Origin of the sequence: Sphingomonas sp. PSPC2-2 (assembly GCF_049897725.1) — a bacterium.
Taxonomy (GTDB): Bacteria; Pseudomonadota; Alphaproteobacteria; order Sphingomonadales; family Sphingomonadaceae; genus Sphingomonas.
On sequence record NZ_JAFCWU010000006.1, the window covers coordinates 147,290 to 167,246 of the forward strand.

Consider the following 19,957-nt stretch of genomic DNA (forward strand, 5'->3'; position numbering starts at 1 on the left):
ATCCAGGAGGCCGCCCCCATGACTGCAGACTCGAACGTCCAATTTTCCGAGCGCGAGGCGCTGCTGTTCCACTCGGAAGGGCGACCGGGCAAGATCGAGATCGTCGCGTCCAAGCCGATGGCGACTCAGCGCGATCTGGCGCTGGCCTATTCGCCGGGCGTCGCGGTGCCGGTGCTGGCGATCGCGGCCGATCCGAGCCTGGCGTATGATTACACCGCGAAGGGCAATCTCGTTGCGGTCATCTCGAACGGCACCGCCATTCTCGGGCTCGGCAATCTCGGCGCGCTCGCGTCCAAGCCGGTGATGGAAGGCAAAGCGGTGCTGTTCAAGCGCTTCGCCGATGTCGACGCGATCGATATCGAGCTGAAGACCGAGGATGCCGACCGGCTGATCGATGCGATCGAGCTGATGGAGCCGAGCTTTGGCGGGATCAATCTGGAGGACATCAAGTCGCCGGAATGCTTCATCATCGAACAGACCTTGCGTCAACGCATGAACATCCCGGTGTTCCATGACGACCAGCACGGCACCGCGATCATTTGCGCGGCGGGGCTTATCAACGCGTTGTTCCTGACCGGCCGTGACATCAAGGACACCAAGGTGGTGATGAACGGCGCGGGCGCGGCGGCGATCGCGTGCGCCGAGCTGATCAAAGCGATGGGCCTGCCGAGCGACCAGTTGACGATGGTCGATCTTGGTGGGGTGATCTACCAGGGGCGGGCCGATATCAATCAGTGGCAGTCGGCGCATGCCGTGGCCACCGAGAAGCGCACGCTGACCGAGGCGCTCGATGGTGCGGATGTGTTCGTCGGTCTTTCAGCCGCCGGGGCGCTGCCGGCGTCGGACCTGCTCAAGATGGCCCCCAAGCCGATCATCTTCGCGATGGCCAATCCCGATCCGGAGATCACCCCGCCCGAGGCGAAGGCGGCTCGGCCCGATGCGATCATCGCCACGGGGCGGTCGGACTATCCGAACCAGGTCAATAACGTGCTTGGCTTCCCGTTCATCTTCCGCGGCGCGCTCGACGTGCGCGCGACGACGATCAACGATGAAATGAAGCTGGCGGCCGCGCGCGCGCTGGCGGCGTTGGCGCGGCAACAAGTGGCCGAGGAAGTGGCGGTTGCTTACGGTGTGCGCCACACCTTCGGCCCCGATTACATCATCCCGGCACCGTTCGACCCGCGGCTGATGGAAATCGTGCCGGTCGCGGTGGCCAAGGCGGCGATGGATTCGGGCGTTGCGACCAAGCCGATCCTCGATCTGGAGGCCTATCGCCAGACGCTGAAGGCACGGCTCAACCCGACCACTTCGGTGCTGACGCTCGCGTATGAAGGTGCCAAGGCACATCCCAAGCGGGTGTTGTTCGCGGAAGGCGAGGAAGAAGTCGTGCTGCGCGCGGCGATCGCGTTCAAGGACGGCGGTTACGGCACGCCGGTGCTGGTCGGCCGCGATGATGTGCCCGAACGGTTGCGCGCGCTCGGCGTCAATGATCCCGACAGCTATGAATTGCACAACAGCCGCAATTCGCCGCTGGTGCCGCGCATGGTCGACTTCCTCTACGAACGACTGCAGCGGCGCGGCTATCTGCGGCGCGACTGCGAGCGGATGATCAACCAGGATCGCAACATCTTCGGCGCGGTGATGCTGCAACTGGGCGAAGCCGACGCGATGATCACCGGCATCACGCGCACCTATGCGCATACAATGCGCGAAATCCGCCGTGTGATCGATCCCGAGGCGGGGCGCACCCCGTTCGGCATTCATTTGATGGTCGGGCAAAGCCACACGGTCTTCATGGCCGACACCACCGTGAACGAGCGCCCCAATGCCGAGGAACTGGCGGATATTGCCGAGCAGACGGCGCTCGTCGCCAAGCGCATGGGGCATGAGCCGCGCGTCGCCTTCCTCAGCTATTCGACCTTTGGCAACCCCGAAGGCAATTGGCTCGACGATATCCGCGCGGCGGTGAAGGTACTCGACAAGCGGCAGGTCAGTTTCGAATATGAAGGCGAAATGGCACCCGATGTCGCGCTCAACCCCAAACAGCTTGCCAATTATCCGTTCGCGCGCCTCTCGGGGCCAGCCAATGTGCTGATCATGCCGGGGCTGCAATCGGCCAATATTTCGGCCAAGTTGCTCCGCGAATTGGGCGGCGATGCAGTGATCGGGCCGATGCTCGTCGGGATGGAGAAATCGGTGCAGATCGCGCCGATGACCTCGACCGCGAGCGAACTCGTCACTCTGGCGGTGCTGGCGGCGGGCGGTATCGCCCGATAATGCAGCGATAGCGATGCCGGACGCGGGGCTTTTCTTATGGGAAGGCCGCCGCTTCCTGCTGCGCGCGCTCGCCACGGGCGCGCTCGACGAGAGATTTCGGAAAGCCCTAAAATAGAATTGAGGATTTTTGCTTTTGGTGTCGTCACACACATAACGGGGGATTGGCGTATTCCATACTGACCCGTCGGCACGACATTAGGAAACGACAATTGGCGTCTTCCCAAAGAGTACGGCAGGGGAACCCGATCGCCGGTTTTGCGTGTCTTGAAGCCTCTTACGCGTGCCCGGCAGGAGCGGATTTGTGAGCATTCCGATCTGGGTCACAGCGATGCTGGCGACCAGCACGCCGGTGGACGATCGCGACCTGCAGGTCACTCAGCCCGAACAGGTTGTGGCGGCCAGCATGCTGGCGTCGCCGACGGTGCCGCTCGCCGATCCGCAGACCGCAAGCCTTGTCGCAACCGACGAAGCGGCAGTGGTGTCGGCCGCGCCGCCGCCGATGGAAGAGCCGCAAGACATCGTCGTTACGGCCCGTTCGCGAAATACCGCAAACGACCCTATCGCTGCGATCAACACCGAATCCTTCAAGGCGACGCAGGAGGTCGACCGTGCCTTTGTCGGGCCGCTGGCGCTGGCTTATAAGCACAGCGTGCCAGTGCCGGTCCGCAGCGGCATCCGCAATTTCCTGTACAATCTGCGCGAGCCGATCGTGTTCGTGAATTTTCTGCTCCAGCATAAAGCGGGCAAGGCCGCCGAGACGCTGGGGCGCTTCGTCGTCAATTCCACCGTCGGGGTCGGCGGCCTTTTCGATATGGCCAAGCGTCGCCCGATCCATTTGCCGCGGCGCCCGAATGGCTTTGCCGACACGCTCGGTTTTTACGGCGTGAAGCCTGGGCCTTTCCTGTTCTTGCCGCTGATAGGGCCCACCACGCTGCGCGATTTGGTGGGGGATGCGGTCGATCGGCTGGTGCTGCCGCTGGGGGTTGGAAAGCCCTTTAACAGGGCCGCCTTTACTCTGCCGGTCAGCGTCCTCGGGGTGCTTGACCGGCGCGCTGAGAATGACGAACTGTTCCACCAGCTTCATAACGGACCGACCGACCCGTATGTGGCGACGCGGACCTTCTATCTGCAGCGGCGTCAAGCCGAGATCGACGCTCTGCATGGCAAGTACCACGTCGTACCGTTGCCGCCCCCGCCACCGTCGGCAGCAGGGGCCAACGCCAAGCCTTAAATGGCGGGTGCCCGCTTCGGCGGGGTGTCCGCCGACAAATGGTGCGCCAAGGTTACCCGGGTGCCCGGGTCCGCGTCCGACACGGTGACGCTGGCATCCATCTGTTTGGCAAGCGCCTGCACGATATTCGTGCCCAACCCGGCCTTGGAAGGGCCTGGCTGCTTTGTAATGCCGATCCCGTCGTCGCTTACCGAGAGCGACCAGTCCGCGCCGCTACGCATATAATCGACCGCGATCTTGCCGTGTCGTCCATCAGGAAACGCATGCTTGAGCGCGTTGATCACCAGCTCTGTCACCACCAGACCAAGGCTGACCGAAATATTGGCCTGGACCTGTTCGCGGGCACTCGTCACTTCGATCGAAATCTGCTCGTGATCGTGGATCATCGATGCCCCGATGCTCTCGCACAATTGGTGAAGGTACGGACCGACATCGACCTTGTCGAGCGATGCGACCGCCAGTTGCCGCTGGACCGCAGCGACCGACATCACGCGGCTGTGGGCATCCCGCAAATGGCCGCGGACCTCTTCCGACTGAACCTTGCGCGCGCTCTGCAGGAGCACACTGGCGATGATCTGCAAACTATTGGCGACGCGGTGCTGCAACTCCTGCAGCAACACGCTCTTGTCATGAACCAGGCCGTCATTCACCTTTTCCGCGATGCGGGCTGCGGTAACGTCGGAGATGGCGAGCAACAGTCGGGGTTCGGCCCCGGCACCGTAACTCAGCTTATGCGCGTTCAGGACCAGACACCGCGTGGCAAGGCCGGAGCGCTTCAAGTCGAATTCGTAATTTTTGACTTCGGCGAGTCCCGACGCGGTTGCCTTGAGGAGCGACTGAAGTTGCGGGATGGCCCATTCGCCGTCGCCCAGATCGGCAAAGGTCTTGCCGACGATCGTTGCGGGATCGATGTCGAAGGCTTCGCAAAAGGCGTCGCTGGCGATAATGACAGCGCGGTTTCCATCCAGCAGCAGCACCGGGGCGTGCGAGGAGCCGACCACCGCCAGCGCGAGTTTTAGGCCGAGTTCGGCATCGGGTGAAACGGCAGACGGCATCGGAACCCTTTCGGTCCCGGACTTTCCGTGTGAAAGCAAGTCGGGCGCGGCCACAATCAACCGGTATAGCCGTGTATCACGCGCGCCCCGATTCCCAGCACCAATTCGTGTGCGAGCCAATCGAGTAGCGTTCGCGTTCCGGATTTGTGGCCGCCGTCCCAATGGCATATGGCGACGACCGGCATTGGATCGTCGGCCACGCCCGCACGTTCAGGCGGCTCCGCTGCGGTATCGCGGCGGGCGGATAGGAAGGATTGCGATGGCGGATGTTCAGCTCAGACTTGACCATAGCAGCATCATTTTGCGGCCTGACCCATCGCGAACGGTGGTGCGACCGTTTTCTCTCGAATATCCGGCGCAATTTCAGCGGGAAGGGCATAGCCGCGCACAGGCCATCGTCGACCGCGTCCTGACCCTGACGGGCGACGCATTGACGGCGGAGCTAGCGTTGATCGTGGATTCGCTGGATGAGCGCCACCGCGACGTCGATGCGATGTTGCTGCGGCGCTACGATGAGGTTGCTGCCGCTTTGCCGGTGCCGCCGGTGGCCTCGGAAGGCCAACGCCGCTTGATCGGCGCGTATTTCAGCGAAGAATTTTCATACGAAGCTGCGGCCTTGTTCAACCCGAGTGCAGTCGTCGCGCCCGACCAGAGTGGCCTCGAAGATGGCGCGGTGCGCTTCGTCCTTTCGCTACGCGGAATTGGGGAAGGGCATGTTTCTTCGGTCGCATTCCGCACGGGCAACTGGGTGCCGGGCGGTGCGCTCAAGATCGATTTGCCAAGCTTGGTCGCGGTGCCGCCGATTATCGAGGGTACGGATGTCGATGCCGGGGCGGTGGTGATGCTCCGCTGCGGTGGCAGCCGGGATATTTCCGAGACCGTGCTGTTTCCGGTGCTGCCGAGCCAACGCCAGGGAATCGAGGATTTGCGGCTCGTCCACTTCACCGAGGAAGATGGCAGCACCACCTATTACGGGACCTACACCGCCTTCAGCGGTGCGGCGGCGCGCCCGGAATTGCTGTCGAGCGATGACTTTCGCAGTTTCACGATGCGGGCGCTAACGGGCGATGCGGCGGGGGCTAAAGGCATGGCGCTGTTTCCGCGCCGCGTCGGCGGGCGGTTCATGATGCTCGGGCGGCAGGATAGCGAAAGCATCTGGCTGCATGCCTCCGACGACATTCTGCATTGGGCGGGCGGCGGCAAGATCGTCTCGCCGCGTTACCCGTGGGAGTTTGTGCAGATGGGCAATTGCGGCTCGCCGATCGAAATCGACGAGGGCTGGCTGGTGTTCACCCACGGCGTCGGGATGGTGCGCAATTACTGTGTCGGCGCTTGCCTGCTCGACAAGGTCGATCCGTCGCGCCTGCTGGCGCGCACGCCCGCGCCGATCCTTACGCCAAGCCCGCTCGAGCGCGACGGCTATGTGCCCAATGTGGTGTATAGCTGTGGCGTGCTGGCGAAAGGGCGCGATCTGCTGATCCCGTATGGCGTGGCCGACAATTTCACGGCGTTCGCCACGACCACGGTCGACCAATTGCTCGCGGCGATGGCCTAGTCAGCCTTCATAAAGCCGCGCCCGTTATTATATTCGGGTGGTGAACACGCTTCCTGATCTTGGGCCCCAGGGCTCGCTCTATCTGCTGGTCATCGCTGTCGTGGCGGTGATGGTTCTGGCGCGGCGCGTGCCGGTGATCGGGCGGTTCCTCGCTTTTGCGGTGACCGCCGGATGTATGGTGCTGGTCGCGTTGCTGGTGATGGAGCGCGCGCCGCTCGACCCGACCTTCGCCCGCGTGGCGCAGCGGTTCGAGCTGGGCGGGCAGCGCGTGGTGGGCAAGGAGATGCGCGTGCCGATGGCGGCGGACGGGCATTTCTGGGTGCGGGTGAAGCTGGGCGGGATCGAACGGCGGATGCTGGTCGATAGTGGTGCCACGGTCACCGCGATTTCGGCCGATACCGCCGCCGCAGCGGGGATCGAGCCGAGCGATTCGCTGATGCCGGTAATGATGCAGACCGCCAATGGCACGGTGGCGGCGCAAACCGCGACAGTGCCGGAACTGCGCATCGGCAATGTCGTCGCGCGCGATTTGCCGGTGGTAGTGTCGCCCGCCTTTGGCGACATGAACGTGGTGGGGATGAACTTCCTGTCGCGCCTCAAATCCTGGCGGGTGGAGGATGGGGTGATGATCCTGCAACCGCATCACCCCCAAACGGCCTGATTTCCCTCCCCCTTGGGTCGGGGAAGGGAAGGGGCCCGGATTAGGCGTCGATGCTCGTGCCCAGCGCCGCATGGACCAGCCCGCCATCGACGGTGATCGTATCGCCCACCACATAATCGCCCGCGCGACTGGCGAGGTAGATCGCGGCACCCGCCATATCCTCATCGACGCCGATACGCTTGGCGGGGATGCTCTGTGCGATCGCTGAACCGTGGTCGCGTGCGGCCTTGTTCATCTCGCTGGCAAAGGCACCGGGCGCGATCGAAGTAACGTTGATATGATCGGTGATGAGCCGCGCCGCCATCCGCTTGGTGAGGTAGATCAGCGCCGCTTTCGACGCCTGATAGCTGTACGTCTCCCACGGGTTCAACCGCTGGCCGTCGATCGAGGTGATGTTGATGACCTTGGCGGGTCGCCCGGCGCTCGCGGCGGTTTTCAGCGGGGCGTGCAGCGCCTGGGTCAGGAAGAAGGGCGATTTGACGTTGAGGTCCATCACCTTGTCCCAGCCTTTTTCCGGGAAGATCTCGAACGGTTCGCCCCAGGCCGCCCCCGCATTGTTGACCAGGATGTCGAGCCGATCGGTATGTTCCGCCAGTTGTGCGGCGAGCGCCTTGCACCCGGCCACCGTCGACACGTCCTGCGGCAGCGCGATGCATTTCTCGCCCAGTTCCGCCGCAGTTTCGAAACAGGCATCGGCCTTGCGCGACGAGATATAGACGGTCGCGCCTTGTGCGATGAAGCCGGTCGCGATCATCTTGCCGATGCCGCGCGAGCCGCCGGTGACGAGGGCGATACGGCCGTCGAGCCGGAATAGGGTATTGGTGTCCATGTTTCTTCCTTCTTCTCCCTCTCCCCGCTTGCGGGGAGAGGGTCGGGGAGAGGGGCCGTCATGAGAGCGCGCCGCACTGCCCCTCTCCCGCGCGTCGCTTCGCTCGCTTGCCCTCTCCCCGCCTGCGGGGAGAGGGAGAGTGGTTACCCCCCGCGCTTGATCGTTTCGCGTGCGATGATGAGTTGCTGGATCTGGCTGGTGCCTTCGTAAATACGGAACAGCCGCACGTCGCGGTACAGCCGTTCGATCCCGTAATCGGCGATATAGCCCGCCCCGCCAAAGATCTGCACCGCGCGGTCCGCTACACGCCCGACCATCTCGCTCGCATAATATTTGGCCGCCGCCGATTCCATGACGACGTCCTTGCCCGCATCCTTGCCCGCCGCCGTCTCCAGCACCAGCGCGCGCGCGGCGAGCGCTTCGGTCTTGCTGTCGGCGATCATGGCCTGGATGAGTTGATGCTCGGCAATCGGCTTGCCGAACTGCTTGCGCTCGGTTGCATAGGCCACGCAATCCGCGATCAGCCGCTCGGCCACCCCGACGCACACCGCCGAAATGTGCAGCCGCCCGCGATCGAGCACGCGCATCGCGATCTTGAAGCCTTCGCCCTCGGCCCCGAGCCGGTTCTCCACCGGCACCACGACGTCGTCGAAATGCACGTCGGCGACCTTCGCGCCCTTTTGCCCCATCTTCTTTTCAGGCTCGCCGACGCTGACGCCAGCCAGCGCGCGCGGCACCAGAAACGCCGACACGCCACGCGCGCCGGGATCGTCGCCAGTCCGCGCCATTACCGTGAACAGATCGGCCTTGTCGGCATTGGTGATGTAGCGCTTGGTGCCGCTCAGCCGATAGGACTGGCCGTCGAAGGTCGCCCGCGTCTTCACCGCACCCGAATCGGAGCCGACATCGGGTTCGGTCAGCGCAAAGCTGGTGATGATCTCGCCGCTTGCGATGCGCGGCAGCCACGTATCCTTTTGCGCGGCATTGCCCGCCATCACCAACCCTTGCGAGCCGATCCCGACATTGGTGCCGAAGGTCGAGCGGAAGGCGGGGGTGGTGCGGCCAAGCTCGATCGCGACCTTGGCTTCTTCCAGCATGGTCAGGCCAAGGCCACCATAGTCTTCGGCGATCGACAGCCCGAACAGGCCCATGTCGCGCATTTCGCGGACGATGTCGGCGGGGATCGCGTCGGCGTCCTCGACCGCGCCCTCCAGCGGCCGGAGCCGCTCCGCGACGAAGCGCCGCACGGTTTCGATCAGCGCGTCGAAAGTTTCGGGGTCGAGTGCCATGATCTCTCTTCTCTGCGCCATCATTGCGAAACGGGGCTTGGCGGCAGTGGTAGGGAAATGCCGGGATCGTCGCAAGGCCGCACCAAACCCGAAATTCCAAAAATACCACGACAGCACGGATTGACCGGCCCATGACCCGTACTAAGGTGACAAAAACACAGGAGAGTGAGATGCGTTTTGCGGGCAAGCGCGCCGTCGTCACCGGCGGAGCCTCAGGAATTGGACGTGCTACCGCGCTGCGGCTGGTGCGCGAAGGGGCGGAAGTGTGGATCGGCGATGTCGATGTCGCCGGCGGGCAGGACCTTGCCGAAACCTCCAACGGGCGCATCCATTTTCTCCGCACCGACGTGACCGAGGTCGCCGATATCGCCGCCCTGCTACAGGCGGCGGACGATGCCGGGGGCATCGATGTGCTGTTCAACAATGCCGGGGCGGGCGGCGCGCGCGAGACGATCGACGCGATTTCGCCCGAGGATTGGGATCGCACGCAAAGCCTGTTGCTGCGCTCGGTCGCGATGGGCATCCGCTATGCCGCCCCGCTGATGATCGCGCGCGGCAAGGGCGGGGCGATCGTCAACACGTCGTCGATCGCAGCACTCCAGACCGGCGCAGCACCGACCGCGTATTCGGTCGCAAAAGCTGGCGTGTTGCATTTGACGACGCTTGCCGCCGCCGACCTGTCGCAGCATAACATCCGCGTCAACGCGGTGTGCCCGGGCTTCATCACCACCAACATCTTCACCTCGGCACTCGGCATTTCGGGCGAAAAGCGCGTGATGGCCAATGGCATGATCGAACAGGTCGCAGCGCACGCGCAGCCCTTGCAGCGCGCGGGCACCGCCGACGACATCGCCGCCGCCGTCGCCTATCTGGCCAGCGCGGACGCAGCTTTCGTGACCGGTACGCATATCGTCGTCGATGGCGGCATGACGATCGGCCCGCGTCACAGTTGGGACCCGAAGACGCCGTCGCTCTTTTCCAGCCTTGAGGCGTTTACCGCGTGACCCCGCCGCTCGCGATCCCGGCGGCGCGACGCCTCGGCGCGCGTAGCCGTTGGTCGTTCGGGCTCGGTTCGATCGCTTATGGGGTGAAGGACAGTGGCTTCGCGACCTTCCTGCTGCTGTTCTACAATCAGGTGATCGGCTTGCCCGCCGGACTGGTGGGCGTGGCGATCATGGCGGCGTTGGTGGTCGAGGCGTTTGTCGATCCGCTGGTCGGCTATCTGTCGGATCATACGCGAGGGCGCTGGGGGCGGCGGCATCCGTGGATGTATGCCTCGGCACTGCCGGTGGCGATTGGCTGGCTGTTATTGTGGAACCCGCCGCATTGGTCGCACGCGGCGCTTGGCTTCTATGTATTTGGCAGTGCGCTGTTGGTGCGGATCGCCTTGTCGGCGTTCGAGATTCCGTCCTCGGCACTCGGGCCCGAACTCAGTTCGGACTATGACGAGCGCACCCGGATGTTCTCTTATCGCTATCTGTTCGGCTGGGGAGGCGGGTTGGCGATGCTGGCGCTGGCCTATGGCGTGTTCCTGGTGCCCGACGCGACGCATCCGGTGGGGATTCTCAACCGCAATGGCTATGCCGGCATGGCGACGCTGGCGGCGGTGGTGATGGCAGTATCGATCGTGGTGTCGTCGATCGGGCTACACCATGAAATTCCGCTGCTACCGCAAATCCCGAAATCGCAGGAAACGCTGGCCGAGCATTTTGCCGATTTTCTCCGGACCGTCCGCAATCGCGGCTTTCTGATCCTGATGGCGGCGGGGGTGTTCGCCTATACCGCGCAAGGCGTGTCGTTCGCGCTATCAACGTATATGTATCAGTTCGTCTGGCAATTTGCGGGCCGCGATTTCAATTGGCTGTCGCTCGCGCTGATGATCGGGGCAGTAGGGGCGTTCTTCCTGGCCCCCGCGCTGACCAGGGGCGGCGACAAGCCGCGCATCGGCATGATCGCGTCATTTGGTGCCGCCGTGCTGCTGGTGACCCCTTATGTGCTGCGGCTGGCGGGCTGGTTTCCAGAGCCGGGCTCACCACTGCTGCTGCCGGTGTTGCTGACGATCTTTGCGGCCAACACCGCGTGCGGTGTTTCAGCTTTTATCCTGGGCGCGGCAATGCTGTCGGACGTGGTCGAGGAATCCGAAGTGCGCACCGGCAAACGATCCGAAGGCGTGTTCTTTGCCGGTGGGTTTTTCGTGCAAAAGCTGGTCGGCGGGCTCGGCATCTTCCTGGCCGGCGCAATCCTCGCGTTTGCGCAGTTTCCGCAAGGCGCGCGCCCCGGGATGGTGCCGGCTGAGACGCTCGACCGGCTGACAATCGTGTTTATCGCACTGGAGCTCGCCTTTTACGGGATGGCGGGGCTTTGCTATGCGCGTTTTCCGTTCGGGCGCGCGGACCATGATGCGCGGCTGGTTTCGGCGGCGCGGGGTTAACCCGCTACGGGTCGGACGAAGCTGCTCAACACCCAGCCCGATTTGCATGGCCCCGCATAGGGGCGCGCATTGGCCAGCGTGGCCGCTACCCCGCAATCCAGTTGCGGGGAATCGGTCGGCGCGACCACCACGCCCTGCCAGCGTTGGTCGAGCGAGCGCTGACACAGGAACAGCTTCGCGCCCTCGCCAAGCCGGGCGACTTCCTGCGCCTCGGCAAAGGGGGCGGCGCGGAGCGGCAGATAGGCCTCGCCTTCGGGCGACACGTTCACGACCACGCCGGAACTGGCGCAGGCCGGATAGGCCGGGCCGCCGTCACCGACACGCACGGCCTGCACGCCTGGGGTGAGGGTCGTGGTATTGCTCTGATAAAGCGACGGATCGTTGCTGAACGCGCCTTCCCGCGAGCAAGCGGTCAAGAGCAGGGCGATCACCAGGATGCTGCGGTTCATGGCCGATTCTTAGCCGAGTGCTGGTCCGTTGGCGAGCGGGCATCATCCAAAAGCACTGTTTCGGCAGCGGCGAAAAGCCACCCATCGTGCGACAAACTCACTTCGTCGGAAATGGTTCCGTTCGCCGCGTGGCGGGGTTTCCAACCCCGCTATGAACTGCTTTGAGACACTCAACGAATTCATCGCGACCTGAGGGGGTCACATGACAATCCGGACTTTGACAGCGCGTTTTGCGCTGGTGGTATCTTGCGCCCTGATGACGGCGACCCCAGCGATGGCCCAGTTCTGGCAGTGCGCGCCTTATGCACGGATGATTTCTGGCATCGAGATCCGCGGCAATGCCAACACCTGGTGGGGCCAGGCCGCCGGTCGCTATGCGCGCGGCCATGCCCCCAAGGTCGGTGCCGTGCTCGCTTTTGCCTCGACCAGCCACATGCGCCTCGGCCATGTTGCTATGGTCAGCGAAGTGGTCAGCGATCGCGAAGTCCTGTTGACCCACGCCAATTGGTCGCGTCGCGGCGGTGTCGAGCGCGATGTCCGCGCGATCGACATTTCGGAAAAGGGCGACTGGACGCGGGTTAAGGTCTGGTACGGCCCGCAGGGTGGCCTTGGCACCTCGGCCTATCCGACCAAGGGCTTCATCTATGCCGAACATGCGCCCCTGAACGACCAGGGCGACGACGCAATCGACAGCACCGCCAAGGCCCCGATCATCCTGGCCTCGCTCAGCCAGGGGGCGGCGCGCTTCTAAGCCGCCAACCCGCCGCGCTGCGGCCCGGCGTTACGCTTTGCCGAGGGTAAAGCTCAGCGCCACGCCGTTCATGCAATAGCGCTTGCCCGTCGGTTGCGGGCCATCATCGAACACATGGCCAAGATGGCCGCCGCAGCGTCGGCAATGCACCTCCGTCCGCGTGAAACCGAGCGAACCGTCGGCGCGGGTGCGCACGGCATTGGGCAGCGGTGCCCAGAAGCTCGGCCAGCCCGTGCCGCTATCAAACTTGGTTTTCGACGAGAAAGCGGGGAGGGCACATCCCGCGCAAGAGAACACCCCCGCACGATGTTCGCTGTTGAGCGGGCTGGTAAAGGGCGTCTCGGTGCTTTCGTGGCGCAGCACGACATAAGCGGCGGGCGAGAGCTTCTTCCGCCACGCGGCATCGCTCAGCACCACTTCGAACTGCTCGGGCGCGCTCGCCGTGGCTCCCTTGCAACCGAATAGAGCAATCGCGGCAGCACCGGTACCTGCGAGGCTGAGGAATTGGCGGCGGTGGGGCATCAGGGCGGGCATCGATAGGGTCCTCTTTTCGGGCGTCATGTGGCTATACGTGCGCGGCGACACAATAGTTACGCAGCTTTCCCCCGATGGATGCACTGCGCCCGGAACCGCCTGCAATCTCGCGCGCTTTTGGCATATGACGATGCAGCAACTCGATCCGCCGCTTCCGGTGCATGTCCTCGACAAGGGCGCAGGCTACGCCTTCGCCGTGATCGATTACGGCCAGGAGCATAACCTCATCTGGGTCACCGCGATCAACGAGACCGGTGAAATCTGGTGCGCGCCCAATCCACGCGTGCGGATGCAGGCCAACTGGACGATGGGCCGCAAGAAGCCAGCGGCAATCGCGCGAGAAAATGGCGATTGCTCAGGCGCGGGCGAGCCGGTGGTAGCGGAAGCGATCGCCAAGCCGAACTGAGCAATGATGGTTTGACTCGGCAGATGCCGATCTGCATCCTCCGGTCGGCATGCGGGGGCATGCGGGGGAAAACCGATGCCGTTCCGCTACGCGCCGTATTGGCTCGCCGCCCTGCTCGCGTTGACCGTACTCGGCTTTTGGCCGGGCTATTTTTCGATATTGGCAAAGGCACCCTGGGGCTTTCATCTCCACGGCATCAGCGCGACCTTGTGGCTGATCCTGCTCGGCGTGCAAAGCTGGTCGGCGCATGCGCGGCAGATGGCGCTGCATCGCCGTGGAGGGATGGCGAGCCTCGTGCTCTTTCCGGTGTTTTTCGCCGGCAGCGCGGGGGTGATCTGGAGCATGGCCGCCGCAACCGCCGCAGGTGACCCCTTCTACCAGATTTATGGCGCACGGCTCGCGACGATGGATCTCATTTCGACGCTGCTGCTGGGCTATCTCTATTACCACGCGCTGGCCGAACGCGGCCGAGTGCAGTTGCACGCGCGGTATCTGCTCGCGACGCCTCTGCCGCTGATCATGCCGATTGTCGGCCGGGTATTCGCTGGGTTCGTGCCGGGGTTGGTCATTCACGGCCCGCACGATTTCGCGCTGTTCGCCTGGTCGGTGCGCCTGTCGAGCGTGGTGGCGCTCGCCCTGACCGCATGGCTCTATGTCAGCGCGCCGCGCCACGGCAAACCCTTTGCGGTCGCTGGTGCGGTGCTGCTGGTACAGACGATAGTGTTCGACACGCTCGGCGCGACTTATGGCTGGGACGCGGCCTATCGCTCGCTCGCGCTGTTGCCGGTGGCACCGTTACTGCTCACCGGCCTGGTCGCGGGCGCTGCGGTCGCCTGGTTCGGCTGGGCCGCGGGGCAACGTCCACGCGTCCGCGCGGTCAGTACCGGCTGATCTCGACCGGCAACTTGCGATAGCCATGGACGAAACAGGCGGCAACGCGCTCGGGCTCGCCGAGCACGTTTACGCGCATCCGCCGCTTGGCCATCTCTTCCAGCAACACCGAAACCTGCAATTCGGCGAGGCGTGCGCCAACGCAGCGATGGATGCCGTGCCCGAACGCCAAGTGCCGACGCGCATTCGCACGATCGACGATGATTTGGTCGGCATTCTCGAACACGCTCTCGTCACGATTGGCCGACAGATACCACAAGGCCAATTTGTCGCCGGCCTTGATCTGTTGCCCCTCCAATTCGGTATCGGCGGTGGCGGTGCGGCGCATATGCGCGAGCGGCGTTTGCCAGCGGATCACTTCCTGCACGGCATTGTGGATCAGCGATGGGTCGGCCTCGAGCTTCGCGCGCTGGTCGGGGAATTGGTCGAGACCGTAGGCGACCGCGCTCATGGTGTTGCGGGTGGTGTCGTTGCCGCCAACGATCAGCAGGATCAGGTTTCCGAGAAACTCCATCTGATCCATCTCGGCCATCGCGTCGGAATGGATCATCATCGAAATGAGATCGGGGGTCGGATCCTTGCCGACCTTGGCGTTCCACAAATTCTGAAAATAGGCACCGCATTCATACATGTGCTTCAGCCGTTCGAGGCGCAGTTCGTCATTCTTGGCGAGCTCGATGTCGCCCGCCCAGTCCGACCAGAAGGTCAGCTTGCGGCGTTCCTCCCACGGAAAATCGAACAGGATCGCCAGCATCTGCGTGGTCAGCTCCACCGAAACGGTATCGACCCAGTCGAACGGCGTATTCCAGTCGAGCGAGTCGAGAATTTCGGACGTGCGCGTGCGGATATTGTCGCTCATCCGCACCATTTCGGAAGGCGTGAAGGCAGGGGCGACGGTGCGGCGCTGCCCGGTATGTTTCGGACGGTCCATCGCAATGAACATCGGCATCCGCACGTCGGTCGGGTTATTTTCGATGAAGTCGGCGAGCGTAATGCCGCCGGCCTGCGACGAATACAGATCGGGCAGCGATTCGACCGTGATGATCGGCTTGTAGGTGGAAACCGACCAATAGGGGCCGAAGTCCGAATGCTCGACGCGGTGGACCGGCGATGTCGCGCGCAACTCGCGGAACGGTGCTTGCCAAACGTCGTCGCGATAGAGTTCGGGACGGCTGACATCGAGCGGATCGACCGCGCGCACGGGTGCTTCGGGTGCCAGAGTCGCCATCATCACTCTCCTGTCTTTTTATGGAGAGAGAAAAGCCCTAACTGACACTCATGTCAACAGGGTTTCGCCGTCGGAACAGCGGTCCTCCGCTACCCGATTTGAGGACGCCGCGCCGGAATGCACGCGCGCCGATCGTGATCGCGATCGCCACCCACAAAGCCTGCCAGCCAAGCGCGGCGGCGTGTGGCCACAGGTCGGGCTTGTCGGCCGCGCGCGCCGCCATTGCGTAAGGCGAGCTCAGCGGAAACAGCTCGATAAAGCGCGTCGTTGCAGCCTCGGGTGCGCCGATTGCCTTTAGCGCGAGCCCGAACATCGCGACCTGGATGATGGTGATCGGCAGCGACAGCATCTGCAATTCGCGCGGGGTCGAGGCTTGCGCGCCCGCGCCGAGGAACACCGCACCGAGCAGCAGATAGGCCATTGCAAAATAGGCGAAGAACAGCAGGAAGAACATCGGCACGCCCACCGCCGGGCCGATCTGGCCGATCGCGCCGGCATATTGCGCGGGCAGGATGCCACCGACCTGGCTGACCAAAGTCGCCCAGAAGGCGACGAACAGCAGCGCCGACCCGAACATGCCGAGCAGCTTGCCGAAGAACACCGCTTCCAGCGGCACGGCAGCGGCGAGCACCTCGATCACCTTGTTGCTGCGTTCCTCCATCATCGTGCCGACTGCCTGGCCCGCGAGCAGCAGCGTCAGGAAAAAGATGCCGATAACGGCGATGAACGCCGCCTGCTTGTGCCCGCCCTCGGTCGGCGCGATGCGCGCGATCGAGGTCAGCGTCGCGGTGCTGAGCGGCGCGGTCTGCGCAGGATTGGTGCGCAGCGTCGCCTCGGCCAGCGCCGCCATATAGCGCGCATCGCCGCGCCCCTGGCCATCGTAGAGGATCGTCGGGTGGGCAAGATCGCCGAACAAGGCGGCGGAGACATCCGCCCCCTTGCGCACGGTGAAGGCCGCGCGCGCCTGTGCCTGCGGGTCGGCCGTCGGATTTTCCAGCGTCAGCGTGGCGGGACGATCCCCGCGCGGGAACATCGCGCGCAGCCGTGCGTCGGCGGCGCGCATCGCCGCCTGCTGTGCGGGGGCGACGATCGCGACGATGCGGGTCTTGTCGGTCGATCCGCTGGCCACGCTCGACGCGCCCATCCCGCCGACCAGGCCGAAGCCGATCGTGAACAAGGGCGAGAGCAGGAACAGCAGGAAGGTGGGGGTGAACACCGTCGCCACAAAGTCCCGCCGGGCGATGGTGAAGGTCTGGCGGATGATGCGCGGCAGCTTGCTCATTGGCCTTGCTCCAGGGCGGCTTTGCCGACAATGCGGACGAACGCATCATGCAGGCCGGGGCGTTCGATCGAGAGCCCGGCAATGCCGTGGCCCGCGCCGATCAGCCGACTGAGCGCTTGCTCGACCCCGCCATCTGGCACTTCGAAATGCCATCCTTGCCCATCATGCATGGCGTCTTGCGGCAGATGCGCGGCGATGGCGGCATCGTCGCGTTCGGGCACGTAATGCGCACGCATTGGCAGCAGTCCGCGCGCTTCGGCAACGGTGCCCTCGAAGCGGCGCTTGCCGCCCGCGATGATCGCGAGCCGGTCGCATAGCCGCTCGGCATGGGCCATCACATGCGTGGAAAACAGCACTGTTGCCCCGCGATCGCGCTCGGCGAGGATCAGCGCCTCCAGCCGTTCCTGGTTGACCGGGTCGAGCCCGGAAAAGGGTTCGTCGAGCACCAGCAGATCGGGCTGGTGCACGACAGCACCCAGCAATTGCACGAGCTGCGCCATGCCCTTCGACAATTTGCGGATTTTGGTGTCGACCGCATGGCCAAGTCCGTTGGCTTCGAGCAGCGCCACCGCGCGCTTGCGCCCGGTCTTGAGATCGAGCCCGCGCAACGCGCCCATGAAGGCGATCGCATCCTTGGCGCGCATCGCGGGATACAGGCCGCGTTCCTCGGGCAGATAGCCGACGCGGTCGCTGGCGTCGCGCGGGCGATCATGGCCGAGCAGCGTGCGCGTCCCGCCATCTGGCTCGATAATGCCGAGCAGCATCCGCAGCGTGGTGGTTTTGCCCGCACCATTGGGGCCGAGCACGCCGTAGATCGTACCCGTTGGCACCGCGATATCGACCCCGTCGACGACGCGCCGGTCGCCGAAGCGCTTGACCAGGCCCGATGCGCGGACCGCGAATTCCTGCCCCAACACCAATTCCCTGTTCCAGCCCAATTCCCTGTTGGGCAGTGCCCGTGGTAGCGGGTGGTGGTGCAGTTCGACAAGTCACTCCATGCCCGCCTGGTGGCGAAGGCGTCCGAATGTGGGTTCGCCGCTTGCGGTGTCGCCTCCGCCGATGCCGCGCCCGAGACGGCGGCGCGGCTGCGGCAGTGGCTGGCCGAGGGGCGGCACGGCGAGATGATCTGGATGGAGGCGCGTGCCGATCACCGCGAATCCCCCGCTGGCCTGTGGCCCGAGGTGCGCAGCGTCATTGCGCTGGGGATGAGCTACGCCCCCGCGCGCGATCCGCTGGCGCTGGCCGGGCAAGGTGGCATCGGGCGGATTTCGACCTATGCGCAGGGCGGCGATTATCACGACGTCGTCAAACGCGCGCTGAAAGCGCTCGCACGCTGGCTGGTGGGGGAGGTGCCGGGCATCGACGTCAAGGTGTTCGTCGATACCGCGCCGGTCATGGAAAAACCGCTGGCGGCGGCGGCAGGGCTCGGTTGGCAGGGCAAGCACACCAATCTGGTGAGCCGCCACGAGGGAAGCTGGCTGTTTCTGGGGGCGATCTACACGACGTTGGAGGTGGCGGAATTCGGTGCGGAGGAGGCGCAGGAGCGCGACCGCTGCGGCTCGTGCGACGCGTGCCAGCGCGCCTGCCCGACCGATGCCTTTCCCGCACCGTACCGGCTCGACGCGCGCCGCTGCATTTCCTACCTCACGATCGAACATGCCGGGCCGATCCCGCACGAATTTCGCGAGAGCATCGGCAACCGCATCTATGGCTGCGATGATTGTCTCGCGGTGTGCCCGTGGAACAAGTTTGCCGAGGCCGCGCATGCCAACCGCGCCTTTCGGCCGCGTGCCGAACTGGCGGCACCGGCGCTGGCGGATCTGCTTGCGCTTGACGACGCGGCGTTCCGCCAGGTGTTTTCCGGCTCGCCGATCAAGCGCATCGGCCGCGACCGGATGATGCGCAATTGCCTGATCGCGGCGGGCAATAGCGGCGATGCTACGCTACGCGCGCCGGTCGCGCGGCTGCTTGATGATCCCAATGCCGTGGTGGCGGAAGCTGCGGGATGGGCGCTGGCGCGGCTGGCTTAGGCGCGCGCTACTTCCGTCGTCCCGCCTGCAACGCCCCGACGCAGCTCGCGCGGTCGATCGGCGATCCGTCGTTCTGGCGCGCGTCGAGATAGGTGACGACAGGCTCGGCAGTGCCCTTGGGATAGAGATAGGTGTCGAGCACGCAGGTCGCATTGCCGAATTGCAGCTTGCGCGCGGTGCCTTCGCGGGTATCGGCGACCGGGGCCCCGAACATCCGCGTCAGATTGGCGGCGTTGGTCCCCAGCACATGGTCAAGCCCGGCCGTTCCAGTCGGGATCGGGATGAGCGGCGGGCGCACCGTGCTGGGCGCTGGTGCCCCAGTGGTCGCGCAGCCTGCGACAAGCAGCCCCGCCGTCAAAGCGCCAAGAAGCTTCATGTGTTTCGCCCCGCATGGAACAGATGGGTGGCCATCGCCGCGCCAAGGATCGGCGCGAACAGGTTGAGCACGGGAACCATGAACAGGGCGGTGCCCGCAACCCCCAACGCGAAACGATCGACCGCGCCGGTCTTGCGCCAGTCTCGCATCATCGCATCGGGAATGTGGCGCGCGGCGACCATGGTGCCGAGATCCTGACCAAGCAGCCACCCATTGACCAGGAAGAACAGCAGCCAGGTGCCCAGTCCGGTGGCGAGCAATGCGAGATAGATCGGGGCCAGCGCGATGTTGATCAGGATCGCCCGCAGCGCCGACCGCACGCCAAGCGCGATACCGCGCATTAGCGGCACGGTGCGCGCGGTGGCAAGGGCGCTGGGATAGTGTTTGGCCTCCACCGCAATCACGATGTCGTCGGCAAACACGCCCATCACGCCAATTGCGATCACACGAAACAGCAGCCAGCCAAGCCCGAACGCGGCGAGCAATGCAAGTGCGCCGAGCAGCCCCCCCATATGCGTCTCCCAGCCGAGCCATGCGGCCAGCCGGGTTGCACCATACCACAGCCCGCCTCCCGCCGCCGTGAGCAGCGCCAGGGTCACCGCGAGGGATTTCAGGAAGACGGCGGCAAAGGCGCGGTCGCCAAGCTGGCCAATCGCGAGGAGGAACGCGCGGAGCATGGCCG

Annotated in this window: 20 protein-coding genes; 10 read left to right on the forward strand and 10 right to left on the reverse strand. The window is 64.6% G+C overall.

Annotated elements, in window-relative coordinates:
- Positions 1–18: 18 nt before the first annotated feature.
- Both ACP7BY_RS12580 and ACP7BY_RS12585 read left to right on the forward strand, forming a co-directional pair.
- The gene (locus ACP7BY_RS12580; protein WP_033966292.1) at positions 19–2,277 is read left to right on the forward strand and encodes an NADP-dependent malic enzyme; all 2,259 of its coding nucleotides are present in this window, start codon (positions 19–21) and stop codon (positions 2,275–2,277) included.
- A gap of 301 nt (positions 2,278–2,578) precedes the next feature.
- On the forward strand, positions 2,579–3,508 hold the full coding sequence (locus tag ACP7BY_RS12585; protein WP_137902853.1) for an MlaA family lipoprotein: 930 nt from the start codon (positions 2,579–2,581) through the stop codon (positions 3,506–3,508).
- Here the strand turns inward: ACP7BY_RS12585 and ACP7BY_RS12590 are convergent.
- Positions 3,505–4,563 (reverse strand): sensor histidine kinase, encoded by a 1,059-nt coding sequence (locus ACP7BY_RS12590; protein ID WP_137902854.1) that lies wholly within the window; start codon positions 4,561–4,563, stop codon positions 3,505–3,507. The genes ACP7BY_RS12585 and ACP7BY_RS12590 overlap by 4 nt on opposite strands.
- 259 nt (positions 4,564–4,822) lie before the next feature.
- Here ACP7BY_RS12590 and ACP7BY_RS12595 point away from each other — a divergent pair, with 259 nt between their 5' ends.
- A complete protein-coding gene (locus tag ACP7BY_RS12595; protein ID WP_033966294.1) occupies positions 4,823–6,118 on the forward strand; it encodes a glycoside hydrolase family 130 protein in 1,296 nt (431 codons plus the stop codon).
- A gap of 40 nt (positions 6,119–6,158) precedes the next feature.
- Positions 6,159–6,779, forward strand: coding sequence for a retropepsin-like aspartic protease family protein (locus ACP7BY_RS12600; RefSeq protein ID WP_033966300.1), 621 nt, complete (start codon positions 6,159–6,161; stop codon positions 6,777–6,779).
- A 40-nt stretch (positions 6,780–6,819) separates the two neighbouring features.
- Here the strand turns inward: ACP7BY_RS12600 and ACP7BY_RS12605 are convergent, their stop codons facing one another.
- Together ACP7BY_RS12605 and ACP7BY_RS12610 are read right to left on the reverse strand one after the other, a co-directional pair.
- A complete protein-coding gene (locus ACP7BY_RS12605; RefSeq protein ID WP_033966295.1) occupies positions 6,820–7,608 on the reverse strand; it encodes an SDR family oxidoreductase in 789 nt (262 codons plus the stop codon).
- A gap of 143 nt (positions 7,609–7,751) precedes the next feature.
- The gene (locus ACP7BY_RS12610) at positions 7,752–8,897 is read right to left on the reverse strand and encodes an acyl-CoA dehydrogenase family protein (RefSeq protein WP_137902855.1); all 1,146 of its coding nucleotides are present in this window, start codon (positions 8,895–8,897) and stop codon (positions 7,752–7,754) included.
- A 170-nt stretch (positions 8,898–9,067) separates the two neighbouring features.
- Here ACP7BY_RS12610 and ACP7BY_RS12615 point away from each other — a divergent pair, with 170 nt between their 5' ends.
- Complete coding sequence (locus ACP7BY_RS12615; protein ID WP_033964177.1) at positions 9,068–9,901, forward strand: SDR family NAD(P)-dependent oxidoreductase; 834 nt, start codon at positions 9,068–9,070, stop codon at positions 9,899–9,901.
- Entirely contained in the window at positions 9,898–11,328 is a 1,431-nt protein-coding gene (locus tag ACP7BY_RS12620) for an MFS transporter (protein WP_137902856.1), read from the forward strand. The genes ACP7BY_RS12615 and ACP7BY_RS12620 overlap by 4 nt, the downstream gene beginning before the upstream one ends.
- Here the strand turns inward: ACP7BY_RS12620 and ACP7BY_RS12625 are convergent.
- Positions 11,325–11,777: a hypothetical protein gene (locus ACP7BY_RS12625; protein WP_033964176.1), complete on the reverse strand. Its 453-nt coding sequence runs from the start codon at positions 11,775–11,777 to the stop codon at positions 11,325–11,327. The genes ACP7BY_RS12620 and ACP7BY_RS12625 overlap by 4 nt on opposite strands.
- 202 nt (positions 11,778–11,979) lie before the next feature.
- On the opposite strand from ACP7BY_RS12625, the gene ACP7BY_RS12630 reads away from it, so the two are divergent.
- Positions 11,980–12,528, forward strand: a complete 549-nt coding sequence (locus ACP7BY_RS12630; protein WP_033964175.1) for a CHAP domain-containing protein — start codon at positions 11,980–11,982, stop codon at positions 12,526–12,528.
- A 30-nt stretch (positions 12,529–12,558) separates the two neighbouring features.
- On the opposite strand, the gene msrB is transcribed toward ACP7BY_RS12630, so the two are convergent.
- Positions 12,559–13,050, reverse strand: coding sequence for a peptide-methionine (R)-S-oxide reductase MsrB (msrB, locus tag ACP7BY_RS12635; RefSeq protein WP_033964183.1), 492 nt, complete (start codon positions 13,048–13,050; stop codon positions 12,559–12,561).
- A gap of 136 nt (positions 13,051–13,186) precedes the next feature.
- On the opposite strand from msrB, the gene ACP7BY_RS12640 reads away from it, so the two are divergent.
- Both ACP7BY_RS12640 and ACP7BY_RS12645 read left to right on the forward strand, forming a co-directional pair.
- Positions 13,187–13,468 (forward strand): hypothetical protein, encoded by a 282-nt coding sequence (locus tag ACP7BY_RS12640; protein WP_033964174.1) that lies wholly within the window; start codon positions 13,187–13,189, stop codon positions 13,466–13,468.
- A 75-nt stretch (positions 13,469–13,543) separates the two neighbouring features.
- Complete coding sequence (locus tag ACP7BY_RS12645) at positions 13,544–14,359, forward strand: hypothetical protein (RefSeq protein ID WP_033964173.1); 816 nt, start codon at positions 13,544–13,546, stop codon at positions 14,357–14,359.
- On the opposite strand, the gene ACP7BY_RS12650 is transcribed toward ACP7BY_RS12645, so the two are convergent.
- Genes ACP7BY_RS12650 through ACP7BY_RS12660 form a run of 3 tightly spaced genes read right to left on the reverse strand, consistent with a single transcriptional unit; the run spans position 14,346 to position 17,789 of the window.
- A complete protein-coding gene (locus ACP7BY_RS12650; protein ID WP_033964182.1) occupies positions 14,346–15,587 on the reverse strand; it encodes a cytochrome P450 in 1,242 nt (413 codons plus the stop codon). The genes ACP7BY_RS12645 and ACP7BY_RS12650 overlap by 14 nt on opposite strands.
- A 37-nt stretch (positions 15,588–15,624) precedes the next feature.
- Complete coding sequence (locus ACP7BY_RS12655; protein WP_137902857.1) at positions 15,625–16,869, reverse strand: ABC transporter permease; 1,245 nt, start codon at positions 16,867–16,869, stop codon at positions 15,625–15,627.
- Complete coding sequence (locus ACP7BY_RS12660) at positions 16,866–17,789, reverse strand: ABC transporter ATP-binding protein (RefSeq protein WP_033964172.1); 924 nt, start codon at positions 17,787–17,789, stop codon at positions 16,866–16,868. Before ACP7BY_RS12660 ends, ACP7BY_RS12655 begins: the two co-directional genes overlap by 4 nt.
- 48 nt (positions 17,790–17,837) lie before the next feature.
- Between ACP7BY_RS12660 and queG the strand changes: the two genes are divergently transcribed.
- Complete coding sequence (gene queG / locus ACP7BY_RS12665; RefSeq protein WP_137902858.1) at positions 17,838–18,899, forward strand: tRNA epoxyqueuosine(34) reductase QueG; 1,062 nt, start codon at positions 17,838–17,840, stop codon at positions 18,897–18,899.
- 7 nt (positions 18,900–18,906) lie between these two features.
- On the opposite strand, the gene ACP7BY_RS12670 is transcribed toward queG, so the two are convergent.
- Positions 18,907–19,275: a hypothetical protein gene (locus ACP7BY_RS12670; RefSeq protein WP_033964170.1), complete on the reverse strand. Its 369-nt coding sequence runs from the start codon at positions 19,273–19,275 to the stop codon at positions 18,907–18,909.
- Positions 19,272–19,952, reverse strand: coding sequence for an EI24 domain-containing protein (locus ACP7BY_RS12675; RefSeq protein WP_033964169.1), 681 nt, complete (start codon positions 19,950–19,952; stop codon positions 19,272–19,274). The genes ACP7BY_RS12670 and ACP7BY_RS12675 overlap by 4 nt, the downstream gene beginning before the upstream one ends.
- Positions 19,953–19,957 lie beyond the last annotated feature (5 nt).